The sequence below is a fragment of the Kineococcus sp. TRM81007 genome (assembly GCF_022669155.1).
Classification (GTDB): domain Bacteria; phylum Actinomycetota; class Actinomycetes; order Actinomycetales; family Kineococcaceae; genus Kineococcus.
In genome coordinates this window covers 231704-244713 of sequence record NZ_JALBVB010000051.1, presented here as the reverse complement: position 1 = coordinate 244713, position 13010 = coordinate 231704, and the positions used below count along the sequence as shown (strand labels likewise).

The following is a 13010-nucleotide window of genomic DNA, read 5'->3' as shown; positions in this document are numbered from 1 at the left end:
GCGGGAGGACGCGCTCAGGCGCTCCAGGATGGCGGAGGCGTCGGCGGCGGAGGCCACGGCCGCCGACGCCACGGAGGACGCCTCGGCGGTGGAGGAGGAGATCTCGCGGATCGCCGCGGACATCTCGTCGCCGGCGGCGGCCACGGTGGAGATGGAGGTGGAGATCTCCTCGGTGGCGGCGGAGACGACCTGGGCCTGCGCCGCGGAGCCGTCGGCCCCGGCGGACAGCTCCGCCGAGACCTGGCTCAGCTGCTGCGCCGACGAGCCCAGCCGCCCCGCCTCGCCGGTGATCCGCTGCACGGCGCCGCGGAAGCGGCCCGTGCTGTGGTCCAGCGCCCGCGCCATCGTGCCGATCTCGTCGCGGCTGTCCAGGTCCACCGTCGCGGTCAGGTCGCCCTCGGCGACCAGCTGCAGGACGCCGGTGACCCGCTGCAGCGGGGCGACGATGCTGCGCCGGATGACCAGGGCGGCGGCCACGGCCACCGCCAGGCTCGCCACGAGCAGCACCAGCACCGTCCGCTGCGCACCGCGCACGGTGGCGGCGAACTCCCGTCCGGCGGCCAGCTCGGTGCTCGCCCGCTCGGTCTCGGCCGCCAGGGCCTCCTCGTACGCCTTGCGGGTGTCGCGGTTGGGGCCGAAGGAGGCGGCCACGGCGGCGTCGCGGTCGGTGGCGGCGAGGACGTACTCGGCGCGCAGCGCGTCGAACCAGGCGTCCACCTGCGCCTCGATCGCGTCGACGGCGGCGCGCTCGGCGTCGGTGCGGGCCGCGGTGCGGGCCTGCTCCACCGCGGCGCTGAAGTCCTCCTGGCGGCCCAGGCTCTCGTCGGCGAACTCCTGCTCGCCGCTGATGAAGAAACCGCGCTCGTCGGTGGCGGCGGCCTTGGCGGCCAGCGCGGCCTGCTGCAGCCCGGTGACGTACGGCACCGCGCGACCCACCTCCTCCTGCCGCTGGGAGCGCAGGTCCGCGGTCACCGACAGGGCGACCAGGCCCACCGCGAGGGTGGCGACCGCGACCAGGGCGGTGGCCATGAGCAGCCGGGTGCCGACCCTCCGATCCGCCAGCCAGCGCCGCAACGCCCCCTGCCGCTGCGTCGCCCCGCGGTACCCGTCGCTGCTCACGTCGTCCTGCCCCCCGTCGTCGACCCGGGTCCGCGGTGCGACCCCTCGGCAGGGGTGGAGCGCGTCAGACGCGGAAGCGGCCCACCAGGTCCTGCAGCCGGGCGGAGGTCGCGGCGAGCTCGCGCGCGACCGCCTCGCCCTCGGCGAGGGAGGTGTTGGTGGTGCGCGTGGCGGCGGCGACCCCGTCGATGCTGCCGGCGATGCCCGCGGCGCCCCCGGCGGCCTCGTCCACGCTGCTGCTCATGGCGGCGGTCGTGGCGGTCTGCTCCTCCACCGCCGAGGCGATGGTGCCCTGGTAGTCGCTGATGGTGCTGACGATGCGGCTGATGTCCGCGATGGCCCGCACCGCGCCCTCCGTGTCGGTCTGGATGGTCGCCACCCGGCGGCCGATGTCCTCGGTGGCCTGGGCGGTCTGCTGGGCCAGCTCCTTGACCTCGCCGGCGACGACGGCGAAGCCCTTGCCCATCTCCCCGGCGCGGGCGGCCTCGATGGTGGCGTTCAGCGCCAGCAGGTTCGTCTGCTCGGCGATGGCGGTGATGACCTTCACGACGTTGCCGATCTCGGCGGACGACTCGCCGAGCTTGGCGACCGTCTCGTTGGTGCGGGAGGCGACCTCGACCGCCTCCTGCGCCACGCGGGCGGCGTCGTTGGCGTTCTGGGAGATCTCCCGGATCGACAGGCCCATCTCCGAGGCGCCGGCGGCCACGGTCTGCACGCTGGAGGAGACGTCCGCGGCGGAGGCGGCGACCACGTCGGCCTGCCCGGCGGCCTCCTGGGCGCTGACGGCGATCCGCTCGGTGACGCCGGCGAGCTGCCGGGAGCTGTGGTCGAGGGTGCCGGTGGACTCCGACAGCTGGCGCACCAGGGTCGCGATGCCGTCGCGGGCGCGGTTCACGGCCCCCGCCATGGTGCCCAGCTCGTCGCGGGAGTGGACGGTGGCGGCGACGGTCAGGTCGCCGGCGGCGACCGAGTCCAGAGCGGTGCCCACCGAGGTCAGCTGTCGGTGGACCGTGCGGACGACGAACACGGCCAGGGCGCCGGCGAGCGCCAGACCGGCGCCGAGGACGGCGAGGACGACCGTGCGCGCGGTGCGCTGCTCGGCCTCCGCCTGCGCGACCACGGCGCTCGCCTGCGCCGCCTCGGCCTCCTGCAGCTCCTCCAGGGCGGCGCCGAACCCCCGCTCGGCCTGGATGAAGCGCGGGATGACCTCGTCGGCCGCGGGCATGGTGAACCCGGCGGCAGGGGTCTGCTGGAACACCACGACGTCACGCAGCGCGGCGTGGTCGCCGTAGGCGGCGCGCAGGTCGGTCACGGCGTCGGCGGCCGCGCCGGTGGCGTGCTCGGAGTAGTGGTCCAGCGCCTCCTCGATCCGGGCGTCGGCGTCGCGGGCGAGCTGCAGCGCCTCGGCGCGACCGGCCTCGTCGGCGTCGGTGGCCAGCAGGCAGGCGCGGAACATCGCCGCGACACCGCTGTGCACGGTGGCGATGTCGCCCATGCCTCCCACGTGGTCGGTCTGGATCGTCCGCACGTCCTCCCCGATCGCGGCGGAGGTGGACAGCCCCACGGTTCCCACCCCCACGGCCACGGCGGAGGCCGCGAGCACCGCCGCGGCGATCTTCGTCGTCACAGAGCGGTCGGCGAGCAGGCGGCGGGGGGTCTCGGTCGCGTCCATGCGGGGTCTCCTCGGCGAGCTGGACGGCCCGGCGGTTCCTCCACCTGCTCGTCCTCCCCTCCTGTGTCGGCGCCCCACCGCGGTTCCTTGAGCGTTTCACCCCTCCCAGCGCAGTTCCGCCACGACGGGGGAGTGGGTGCTGCCGCCCGACGGCGCCTCCGCGTCCGCCACCGGCTCCAGCCCCGCCACGAGGACGGCGTCGACGCGCGCGTACCCGGGGTTCGACCCGCGGGTCAGCTGCGGGCGGTCGCCCACGGCCCGGTGCACGTCGGTCAGGCCGCCGCCGTCCGGGCCGTCCCCGGTGAGCACCCGCAGCGGCTCGTTGAAGTCCGAGGAGTTCAGGTCGCCGCCCACCACGACGGGCCCGTCGGCCGCCAGGTCCCGGGTCACGTCGGCGTAGCGCAGCGCCTCGGCCACCCGGGTGCGCGCCGCCCGCCCGGTGCCGCCGGCGGGGTTGTCCTCCCGCTCGCGCGGGGTGCAGCCCAGGCAGGGGGAGGCCAGGTGCAGCGACAGCACGGGCAGCCGTGCCGGGCCACCGAGGGCGCGGGCGTCCAGGACCACCACCTCGCCCGGTCGCGCGCCGTCCGGCAGGTCCGTCACCGGTCGCGCGGACACCACCGGCACCGTGGCCCAGACGGCGTCGCCGTCGCTGCTGCCGGACCCGTCGGCCACCGGGCTCGCCGGGCCGTACCAGCGGTGCGGGTACTGCGGGTAGCGCTCGTCGAGGAACCGGCGGGCGGCGGGGCTGACCTCCTGGAGCAGGAGCACGTCGGGCTCCCACCGCTCCACCAGCAGGCGCAGCCCGTCCAGCCCGCGGGTGCCGGTGAGGTTGAACGTCGCCACCCGCAGGTCCGCGTCGCCGCCGCCGCGGCCCGGCAGCGCGTGCGGGCCCAGCAGCGCCCCGGCCGCCACGGCGGGGGCGAGGACCGACGCCAGCACCCCCCACGCGCGCACCGCCACGGCCGCCGGGACGACCGCCAGCGCCGGCAGCAGCCACCAGAACGCCGTCAGCCCCGCCACGTAGGTGAGCGCGGTGGAGTCGCCGAGGCCGGCGAGCGCGGCGAGCGCGGCGGTGGCGCCGACGCCGTAGACCAGGGCCAGGGCCCGCGCGGTGCCGGCGGCACCGCTCACCGGCGCATCACGCCGCGCCGCTCCCGCCGTCGGCCGCCGCACGCCTCGTCGTGCCCGTCGTCGTGCCCGTCGTCGTGCCCGTCGTCGTGCCCGTCGTCGTGCCCGTCGTCGCGCCCGCCGCCACGGTGCCCTCCTGCGCGCCGTGGCCACCGCGCAGGGCGGTGTGCACCACGTCGGGGGTGAGCACCCCCAGGAACTCGGCGCCGTCCAGCACGGGCAGGAACCGCAGCTCCTGCGCCAGCAGGGTGGAGAAGGCGGTGCGCATCGTCTCGGCCCGCTGCACGGTCACCTCGAACGGCTGCGTCCAGTCCGCCACCCGGCCGGCGCGGTCGCCGCGGCGCGCGGCCTCGGTCAGCGGCGCCCGCGGCACCCAGCCGACGAGCTCGCGGCTGTCGGGGTCGAGCACGACGCCCCAGGAGCGGCCGTCGACCTCCAGCGCGGTGGAGGCGTACGCGACGCCGTCGCCGGGCGCCAGGACGGGGGGTGCCTCCAGGTCCTCCGGGCGGATCGGGGTGACGGCCAGGCGGCGCAGGCCCCGGTCCGAGCCGACGAACTCCACGACGAAGTCCGTGGCCGGCTGCGACAGCAACGTCACCGGATCGGCGTACTGCTCCAGGTGCCCGCCGGTGGACAGCACCGCGATGCGGTCCGCCAGCCGCACCGCCTCGTCCAGGTCGTGGGTGACGAACAGCGCCGTCTTGCCCAGCTCGGTCTGCAGGCGGCGGAACTCGACCTGCAGCCGGTCGCGCACGACCGGGTCCACCGCGCCGAACGGCTCGTCCAGCAGCAGCACCGGCGGGTCGGCGGCCAGGGCGCGGGCGACGCCGACGCGCTGCTGCTGGCCGCCGGACAGCTCCGCCGGGTAGCGGGGCCCGTGCACGGCCGGGTCCAGCCCCACCAGTTCCAGCAGCTCGTCGGCGCGGGCGCGGCGCGCGGGCGCGTCCCAGCCGAGCAGCTTGGGCACGGTGGCGACGTTGTCGCGCACGGAGCGGTGCGGCAGCAGGCCGCCGGCCTGGATGACGTAGCCGATCCCGCGGCGCAGCTCCACCTCGTCGACGGCGGCGGTGTCGCGGCCGTCGACGAGGACGCGCCCGCTGGTGGGTTCCACCAGGCGGTTCACCATCCGCAGGATCGTGGACTTGCCGCAGCCGCTGGGCCCGACGAGGGCCACGAGCTCGCCGCGGTGCACGTCCATCGTCAGCTCCCGCACCGCCTCGGTGCCGTCGCGGTAGCGCTTGCCGACCCCCTCGAAGCGGATGACGGGCTGCTCGCCCGCCTCCTCCGTCGCACCCGGTGCGCTCCCGACCTCGCCGATCACACGGGGAGCCTCGCCGACGCCGCCGTGCGGCGCAACGCGTCTGGCACCCTTGCGGCGTGGATCACGCAGACGGCGGGGACGGCGGGGCGGCCGCGGCGGACGCGGGGACGGACGGGGGGACGGTGACGGACGCGGTGACGGGTGCCACCGAGCCGTTCGACCCGCCGGGCGTGACGTGGCGGCGGGTCTCGCCGCGCCTGGTGACCTCCCAGCGCGTGACCGGGACCCTGTGGTCGGCGCCCGTCGTCGTGGTCCTGCTGGTGCTCGCCGCGCTGCTGACGTGGTGGATCGCGCTGGGCGCCGCGGTCGTCGCGGCCCTGTGGGCGTGGGCGTGGTGGTTGACCGGCCGGCAGGTGCCCGCCTGGGGGTACGCCGAGCGCGACGAGGACCTGCTCGTGCGCCACGGCCTGCTCTTCCGTTCCCTCGTCGTGGTGCCGTACGGGCGCCTGCAGTACGTGGACGTCGAGGCCGGTCCCGTCGACCGGCGCTTCGGCCTGGCGAAGGTTCAGCTGCACACCGCGTCCCCGGACACCGACGCCGCGATCCCCGGCCTGCCGCCGGAGGAGGCCGCCCGGCTGCGCGACCGCCTCGCCGAGCGCGGCCGCGCCCGGCTGGCGGGGCTGTGAGCGGCAGCGAGCCCGCCGGCGCCGCAGCCGCCGGCGGGGACGCGCGCGAGCAGGAGCCGGCGGTGGAGGCCGTCGACCCCGCCGTCGCCGGGCGGCTGGACGCCCCCACCCGCGCGGTGCTGGAGGACGCCGGCTGGCGCCGGCTGCACCCCGTCACGCCGGTGCTGCGCGCCTGGAAGATCGTCGCGGCCGTCCTGGCGTTCGCCGTCGTCCAGAACGGCGACGAGCTGCTGCGCATCGACGTCGAGGCGTGGCTGCTGGCGCTCCTCGTGCTGGGCGGTCTGCTGGTGCTGGCCGTCGTCGGCGCCGTCTACAGCGCGATCGCGTGGCGCCGCACCCGCTACCGCGTCGACGCCGAGGCCGTGCGCGTCGAGCGCGGCGTGCTGTGGCGCCAGCAGCGCAGCGCCCAGCTGGACCGGCTGCAGGCGGTGGACGTGGTGCGCCCGCTGCTGGGCCGGTTGTTCGGGCTCGCCGAGCTGCGCCTGGAGGTGGCCGGCGGTTCCGGCAGCAAGGTCTCGCTGGCGTACCTGCGCGAGGAGGAGGCGCAGCGGGTGCGCAACGCGCTGCTCGCCGCGGCCGCGGGGCTGCGCCTGGACGACGCCGGCGGCGGTGACCTCAGCGCCCCGGAGGCGCCGCAGCGGCCGGTCGTGCACGTGCCGCCGGGTCGGCTGGTCGCCGCCACCCTGCGCTCCGCGTCGACCGTGCTGGTGGTGCTGGCGGCCGTCGCCCTCGTCGTGGGCAGCGTCGCCGCCCGCAGCACGACACCCCTGGTGGCGGCCCTGCCCGGCGCGGTCGGTGCCGTCTCGGCCGTCTGGCAGCGCTTCAGCCGCGGTTTCAACTTCACGGTCGCGCACTCCCCGGACGGGATGCGCCTGACGCACGGCCTGCTGGAGCTGCGCTCGCAGACCCTGCCGCCCGGCCGCGTGCAGGCGCTGCGGATCACCCAGCCGCTGCTGTGGCGCCGGCCGGGCTGGTGGCGCGTGCAGGTCAACGTCGCCGGGTACGCCGTCGGCCCCGGGGAGGCGGGCCAGGAGGCCACCACGGTGCTGCCGGTGGGCACCGAGGAGGAGCTGGCGCAGGTGCTGGCGATCGTGCTGCCCGCCCTGGGCGCCAGCGGGCCCGGGCCCGAGGCGGCGCTGGCGCTCGTGCACGACGGGCTGACCGGCCGCGACGAGCAGGGCGGGTACACGCCGGTGCCGCGCTCGGCGCGCTGGCTGGACCCGGTGTCGTGGCGGCGCGACGGCTACCGCGTCACCGAGCACGCCTTCCTGGCGCGCGGCGGCCGGCTGGTGCGCCGCCTGGACGTGGTGCCGCACGCCCGCACCCAGAGCCTCGGGATCGCGCAGGGCCCCCTGCAGCGCCGCCTGGGCCTGGCCAGCGTGGCGCTGCACTCCACGTCGGGGCCGGTGAAGCCGCGCGTGGAGCACCTGGCCGCCCCCGTGGCTGCGCGCCTGCTCGTGGAGCAGGCGGGGCGGGCGCGCGCCGCGCGCGCCGCCGCCGGGCCGGAGCGCTGGATGTCCGGCGACGCCGACGGCTGAACCCCCGCGCGGTCGGCGCAGCGCCCCCGGAGCGGGGCGGTGCTGCGCCCGGCCGCTCCGGTGCTCCCGCCCGGAGCGCCTCAGCGGTGCGTGCCGCCGGTGCCGCCGCCCCCGCGTCGGCGCAGCTGCGCGACGGCCGTGTCGATCTTCCGCCGGGTCGCCGGGTCCTTCGCGGCGGTCTGCACGCGCCGCGTCGCCTCCTGCGCGAACCGCCGTCCCTGCGGCGTCGACAGGAACCTCGTCACCTTGCCGAGAAGCCCTCCGGCCACTGCACCCGCCCCCTCCCACCACCCGCCGGTCCGTCCGCGCGGTGCGCTGGCGACACGTTCTCGCGCCGGGTGCACCGCCGCCACCGGGGGTGGCGGGGTCAGTCCTTGCGGAGCACCACGGCGACGTCGGTGACGGTGAAGAGGAACTCCCCGGCGGCGGCGCTGCGGCGCAGCCCCTCGATCCAGCCGGCGGCGCGGGCGGCGAGCTGCGGCTCGTCGGCGACGGCGGCCAGCACGCCGGTGGCGACCTTCCAGGCGACGGAGCCCTCGTCGAAGCGGCGGTGCGGGTCGGCCCAGGAGTGCACGGACTCGACGGTGAAGGCGCTGCGGGCGGCGTGCCGCAGCAGCTTGCGGCCGGCGAAACCGTCGGTGGGGGACCCGCCGGCGGGCGCGTGCGCCACGAACCGGTCCAGGAGGGTGCGGGTGAGGGCGTCGTCGTCGCTGGTGAACAGCGCGGTGTCCCAGTCGGAGTGGGCGAGGACGGCGGTGCCCCCGCGCCGCAGCACGCGGTGGACCTCGCTGAGGTGGGCACCGGCGTCGGCCAGGTGCTCGACGGCGTTGAGGGAGACGGCGACGTCGGCGGTGCCGTCGTCGAGGGGCAGGTCGTCGAGGTCGGCGATGTGGGCGCGCACCCGCCCGTCGAGCAGCAGGTCGTCGTCGAGGGTGGAACCGACGTCGACGGCGTGCACGGTCCGGGGGTCGGCGGCCAGCAGCGCGCGGGTGGTGCGCCCGGAACCGCAGGCGAGGTCGAGGGCCACCGCTCCCGCGAAGGGGCGGGCGAGCGTTGCGACGTTCTCGAAGCGGCCCACGGGGGAACTCTAGGAGGGCGGCGCCGCGGTGGGCTCCTGGACGCCGCCCACCGCGGGTTCTTCACGGTGCGTCGCGGAGTGGGAAGCGGAGCGTCATGGGGTCCGTCTGTTCGGCTGACGAGGGGCTGGGAGAGCACTCTCACGCGGCGTCAGGTGCGCCGGAACTCGCCTAGCATCTCCGGTGGACGGGACCGCCCGGGGCACGAGCGGTGCCGGGGCCGGGACGCGGGGGGCGGACCGGTTCGGTCCCACCGGGCCCGTCCGTGCGCACGGCGCGAAGCAGGTCGTCTCGACGGGTCCGCGGTCCCGTCCGGAGGGGGAGGTGGGACCGAGCAGTGGTCGACACGACTCGGCAGGAGAGCCGGACGGGTGGCGGGGCGGTCCCGCCGGGTGGCCCGCGGCGCAGGTGGGTCCTCGGGGCCGGCCTGGCCGGTGCGGCGGTCGCCGGTGGGGTGGCGACGTGGCTCGTCACCGGCCGCGACGACGAACCGCCGGCCGCGGCCCCGCAGCGCGACTGGACGCCCAGGACGCACGTGTCCGCGGCCGACCTGGACACCAAGTGGGCCGGCGTCTACCGGACCCACGACGTCGCCGAGAACACCGAGTTCGGCGAGTGGCTGGGACGGCCGCTGGACGTCGCCGTGGTCTTCGGTGCGCAGAACGACTGGTACGCCCTGACGCACCCGTGGTTCGCGTACGAGGCGCCGGAGGGGCAGGACTGGGCGGCGTGGGTGCGCGAGCGCCCGGACGAGCGCAAGCTCGTCGTGTCCACCGCGATGGTCCCCGAGGGGGTCCCGGAGGACTGGCGCGCCCGCGGGGCGGCCGGCGAGTACGACGACCACTGGGTCGAGTACGGCCGCAACCTGCGCGACTGGGGGATCGGCTCGTCGATCATCCGCCTCGGGTGGGAGATGAACGGCGACTGGTACGAGACCCACTACATCGGCGAGACCGCCGAGCAGCGCGAGCAGTGGAAGGAGTACTTCCGCCGCATCGTGCGGGCCGTGGAGGTCGAGGGCACCTCGTTCGAGATCGACTTCACCATCGCCGAGGGGCCGCAGGACTCGGTGGCCATCGACGAGATGTACCCCGGTGACGACTACGTCGACATCATCGGCATGGACGTCTACGACTCCTGGATCGCCCCCATCGACCCCGGCGCCCGCTGGCAGGCCAAGGGGGAGAAGATCAACAGCGTCCCCAAGCTGGTCGAGTTCGCCGCGGAGCACGACAAGCCGCTGAGCTTCGCCGAGTGGGCGATGGTCGCCGAGGGCCGCACCCAGGGCGGTGGTGACAGCCCGGAGTTCATCCACCAGATGGCCGACGTGATCGCGGCGAACCCGGTGCGGTACCAGGCCTACTTCGACGTCCCGGCCGGTGGGGTGGGCATGACGCTGGCCGACGCCCCCCTGGGTGCGGCGGCGTTCCTGCAGCGGTTCGGGCCGGGCGGCGACGCGGCCCCGACCGACCGGTGACCGCGGGTAGCGTGGAACGCGTGATCGGCACTCCTCCCCGCACGCCCTCGTGAGGCGGCGGATCGCGGCGCTGCGCGCCTCGGGCGCGACGCGCAGCGTCTGGAACATCACCGACCAGATGATCTCCAGCGCCAACAACTTCCTCGTGCAGATCGTCATCGCCAAGTCGGTGAGCGACGAGGACTTCGGGTCCTTCGCCATCACCTTCGCGATCTTCTCGGTGCTCACCGGGTTCTTCCGGGCCGCTGCGACCGCGCCGGTGGGGATGCGGTTCTCCGCCGCGGACGACCGGGAGTTCAGCCGGGTGACGGCCTCGTCGATGGGCCTGGTGCTCATCGGCGGCGTCGTGGTCGGCCTCGCTCTCGTGGGCGTCGGCTCGCTGGGGTTGTTCCCGCCGGCGCTCGACAGCTCGATGATGGCGCTGGGGCTGATCCTGCCCGGCCTGCTGCTGCAGGACGGCTGGCGCCAGGTGCTGTTCGCGCGCCTGCGGCCCGCGGCGGCCTGCCTCCTGGACGCCACGTGGGGCGTGCTGCAGCTGGCGGCCGTGGGGATGCTGTTCCTCAGCGGTGTGGACTCGGTCGCCGCCTACGTCGTGGCGTGGGGCGGGGCGGCGTTCGCCGCCTCGTTCGTCGGCCTGGGGCGGATGCGGGTGCTGCCGCGGGTGCGGCTGGCGGGGGCGTGGGTGCGCGAGCAGTTCACGCTGGTCCGCTACACGGTCCCGGAGTACGTCATCCTCCAGGCCGGGGCGCAGGCCGCTGTCCTGGTGGCGGCGGCCCTGAGCACGACCGCCGCCGCCGGTGCGCTGCGGGGCGCGAACATGCTCACCGTCCCGGCGCAGATCATGTCCACGGGGCTGCTGTCGTTCGCGGTCCCCGAGTTCGGCCGCCACCGCGGGTCGTGGGCGCCGCGGAAGTGGTTGCGGGCGAGCTTCGCGGTGTCCGGGCTGGTGTGCGTCGTGGCGGCGGTCTGGGGCGGGCTGATGCTCCTGCTGCCGGACGCGGTGGGCCTGGCACTGCTGGAGGAGACCTGGGAGGGCACGGAGAGCGTGCTGCTGCCGGTGGTCCTCGCGCAGTTCGGGTCGGCGATGAGCGTGGGCCCGGCGGCGGTCCTCTACGCCAACGAGGGGGCCCGCACGACGTTCCGGTTGCACGCGTTCTACGCGACGCTGGTGGTGGTGCTGACGACCGCGGGTGCGCTCATCGCCCGCGAGCACGGGGCCACCGCCCAGGGCACGGCGTGGGGGCACGCGCTGGCCTTCTGGATCAGCTCGCCGATCTGGTTCGTCGTCGCCCACCGCCACGTGCGCGGCCGGGCGGCGGCCGCGGCGGCCGGTGCCGTCGGGCCGCAGCAGGGCCCGGCCGTGGAGGAGGAGCGGCCGGTCGGCTGAGCCCCCCGCGGAGGTCGCCCACCGCCCGCCCGCCCGTCCCGCCCCGTCGCCGGTCCCCGGCGGCGGGGCGGGCGCGTCTCCGCGTCAGGCGCGCCGCGTGCCGCCGGTGGGGTCCGCGGCGGGCACGGTGATGCCCACCCCGCCCGGTCGTGCGTCGGCGTCCTCGCGGCGGGCGGCGCGCCCGCGGCGGGCGGCGGCGTCCAGCACCTGCTCGAAGCGGTGCCCGGCGAACAGCGAGCAGGTGGGCACCAGCACGTAGAGCACCTGCGGCTGCAGCAGCGAGCCGGTGAGGAAGGCGCTGGCGAAGACGCCGCTGAGGGCCAGCGTGGGGGCGGGGGAGCGGTGCAGCAGCGCCAGCACGACGAAGGCGCAGAACAGCGCGGCCGCCGGCAGCCCGTACTCGAACACCAGCTTCGCCAGGCCGGAGAAGTTGATGGGCAGGCCGGTGAGCCGGTAGATCTCGCCCATCAGCTCGTCGGCGTAGCCGGCGCCCTTGCCCAGCAGCGCCGCCGCGGGGTCGGCGCCCCAGGCGTCGAGGATCTCCTGGTAGGGGGCGACGAAGCGCAGGTTGCCGCTGGAGTTGGTGCCCGAGGTCTCCGTGGAGCGCTTGAGGAAGATCTCCCCCAGCGGGGACAGCAGCGCCCCCACGGCGGCGAGCACGCCGGCCACGACGATGCGCACCGCCCACCAGCCGCCGCGGCGCAGCATCAGGACGAGCACCCCGAACGAGGCGAACAGCAGCCCGGTGCCGGAGATGGTGCCGATGAGCGCCAGGCCCAGCACCACCGGGCGGACCGCGGCGGTGCGCCGCACGAGGGACGACAGCAGCGCCAGGGCGAGGAACTGCGCGTAGATGGACGGCTCCAGGAACACGAAGCCGTTGGCCTTGATGACCGGCGAGCCGTACTCGATGGGGTACGAGGTGTTGTAGCCGCCGAAGAGGAAGGCCTCCGGCACCACGTCCAGGAGGTAGTCGCGGTAGGTCCACACCCCGGCGAACTGCGTCAGCGTCTGCAGCAGGCCCAGCACCGCGAAGACGAGCATGAACTTCTCGAACAGGTCCAGCACGCGCGGGTACAGGTGGTGCCGGTGCGGGTGCAGGCGGATCGCGAACGCCGACCAGATGACGGGCAGGTACAGCAGCGACGTGAGCACGCCGGAGCGTTCCGTCACCATCACCGTCCCGGCGGCGATCAGGCAGACGGCCATCGCCACCACGAAGGTGCGCACCGCGGGGGTGTTCTCGACCGCGTCGCCGTGCCAGAGGAGGTACCCCAGGCCGAGCAGCACCACGGGCACCGCCACCGACAGCTGCGGGCCCACCGGGATGGTGAAGCGCTGCAGGACGGTGACCGCGACGAGGAAGACCGCGACGACCGCCAGGACGCGGCGGTCGGCCACCGTGCTGGCACCGGCCGCCGAACCCGCGGGGTCGGCGGCCGGTCCGGCGGACGTGGCCGGCCGGGGGTGTGTTCTCACGCGTGCTCCCGTGTGTGGACGGCCGGTGCGGGTCTCGTGCCGGCCGGCGGCGGTTCTGCGGTGGTGGCGGGGGGACCGCGGGGCGTTGCCCGCGACGGGGTCCCGGGCGCACCGGCTGCCGTGCCATCGTAGGTCGCGCCGGGGCGCGGCGGGGCTGGTCCGGCGCGAGCACCGCCGGGTTCGTGGC

The 13010-nt window shown here is 76.1% G+C and carries 11 protein-coding genes; 4 read left to right on the top strand and 7 right to left on the bottom strand.

Annotated features, from left to right (window positions below; all coding sequences use genetic code 11):
- The 4 genes from MN205_RS20620 to MN205_RS21230 all read right to left on the bottom strand — a co-directional run.
- Positions 1-1119, bottom strand: a 1119-nt coding sequence (locus MN205_RS20620) for a methyl-accepting chemotaxis protein (RefSeq protein WP_308220265.1), incomplete at its 3' end; no start/stop codon positions are given.
- A 64-nt stretch (positions 1120-1183) separates the two neighbouring features.
- On the bottom strand, positions 1184-2791 hold the full coding sequence (locus tag MN205_RS10525) for a methyl-accepting chemotaxis protein (RefSeq protein WP_242126977.1): 1608 nt from the start codon (positions 2789-2791) through the stop codon (positions 1184-1186).
- 96 nt (positions 2792-2887) lie between these two features.
- A complete protein-coding gene (locus tag MN205_RS10520; protein WP_242126975.1) occupies positions 2888-3922 on the bottom strand; it encodes an endonuclease/exonuclease/phosphatase family protein in 1035 nt (344 codons plus the stop codon).
- Between the two features lie 7 nt (positions 3923-3929).
- Positions 3930-5240, bottom strand: a complete 1311-nt coding sequence (locus MN205_RS21230) for an ATP-binding cassette domain-containing protein (RefSeq protein ID WP_308220264.1) — start codon at positions 5238-5240, stop codon at positions 3930-3932.
- A gap of 56 nt (positions 5241-5296) precedes the next feature.
- Between MN205_RS21230 and MN205_RS21835 the strand changes: the two genes are divergently transcribed.
- Entirely contained in the window at positions 5297-5866 is a 570-nt protein-coding gene (locus MN205_RS21835) for a PH domain-containing protein (RefSeq protein ID WP_242126973.1), read from the top strand.
- Positions 5863-7404: a PH domain-containing protein gene (locus MN205_RS10505; protein ID WP_242126971.1), complete on the top strand. Its 1542-nt coding sequence runs from the start codon at positions 5863-5865 to the stop codon at positions 7402-7404. Before MN205_RS21835 ends, MN205_RS10505 begins: the two co-directional genes overlap by 4 nt.
- Positions 7405-7484: 80 nt before the next feature.
- On the opposite strand, the gene MN205_RS10500 is transcribed toward MN205_RS10505, so the two are convergent.
- Together MN205_RS10500 and MN205_RS10495 are read right to left on the bottom strand one after the other, a co-directional pair.
- A complete protein-coding gene (locus MN205_RS10500) occupies positions 7485-7673 on the bottom strand; it encodes a hypothetical protein (RefSeq protein WP_242126969.1) in 189 nt (62 codons plus the stop codon).
- A gap of 98 nt (positions 7674-7771) precedes the next feature.
- On the bottom strand, positions 7772-8482 hold the full coding sequence (locus MN205_RS10495) for a methyltransferase domain-containing protein (protein ID WP_242126966.1): 711 nt from the start codon (positions 8480-8482) through the stop codon (positions 7772-7774).
- Positions 8483-8817: 335 nt separating this feature from the next.
- Between MN205_RS10495 and MN205_RS21830 the strand changes: the two genes are divergently transcribed.
- Together MN205_RS21830 and MN205_RS10485 are read left to right on the top strand one after the other, a co-directional pair.
- Positions 8818-9957 (top strand): glycosyl hydrolase, encoded by a 1140-nt coding sequence (locus tag MN205_RS21830; protein WP_242126965.1) that lies wholly within the window; start codon positions 8818-8820, stop codon positions 9955-9957.
- Positions 9958-10006: 49 nt separating this feature from the next.
- Positions 10007-11344, top strand: a complete 1338-nt coding sequence (locus tag MN205_RS10485) for a hypothetical protein (RefSeq protein WP_242126963.1) — start codon at positions 10007-10009, stop codon at positions 11342-11344.
- 84 nt (positions 11345-11428) lie between these two features.
- Here MN205_RS10485 and MN205_RS10480 read toward each other — a convergent pair whose 3' ends face one another.
- Positions 11429-12823 (bottom strand): hypothetical protein, encoded by a 1395-nt coding sequence (locus MN205_RS10480; protein ID WP_242126961.1) that lies wholly within the window; start codon positions 12821-12823, stop codon positions 11429-11431.
- Positions 12824-13010 lie beyond the last annotated feature (187 nt).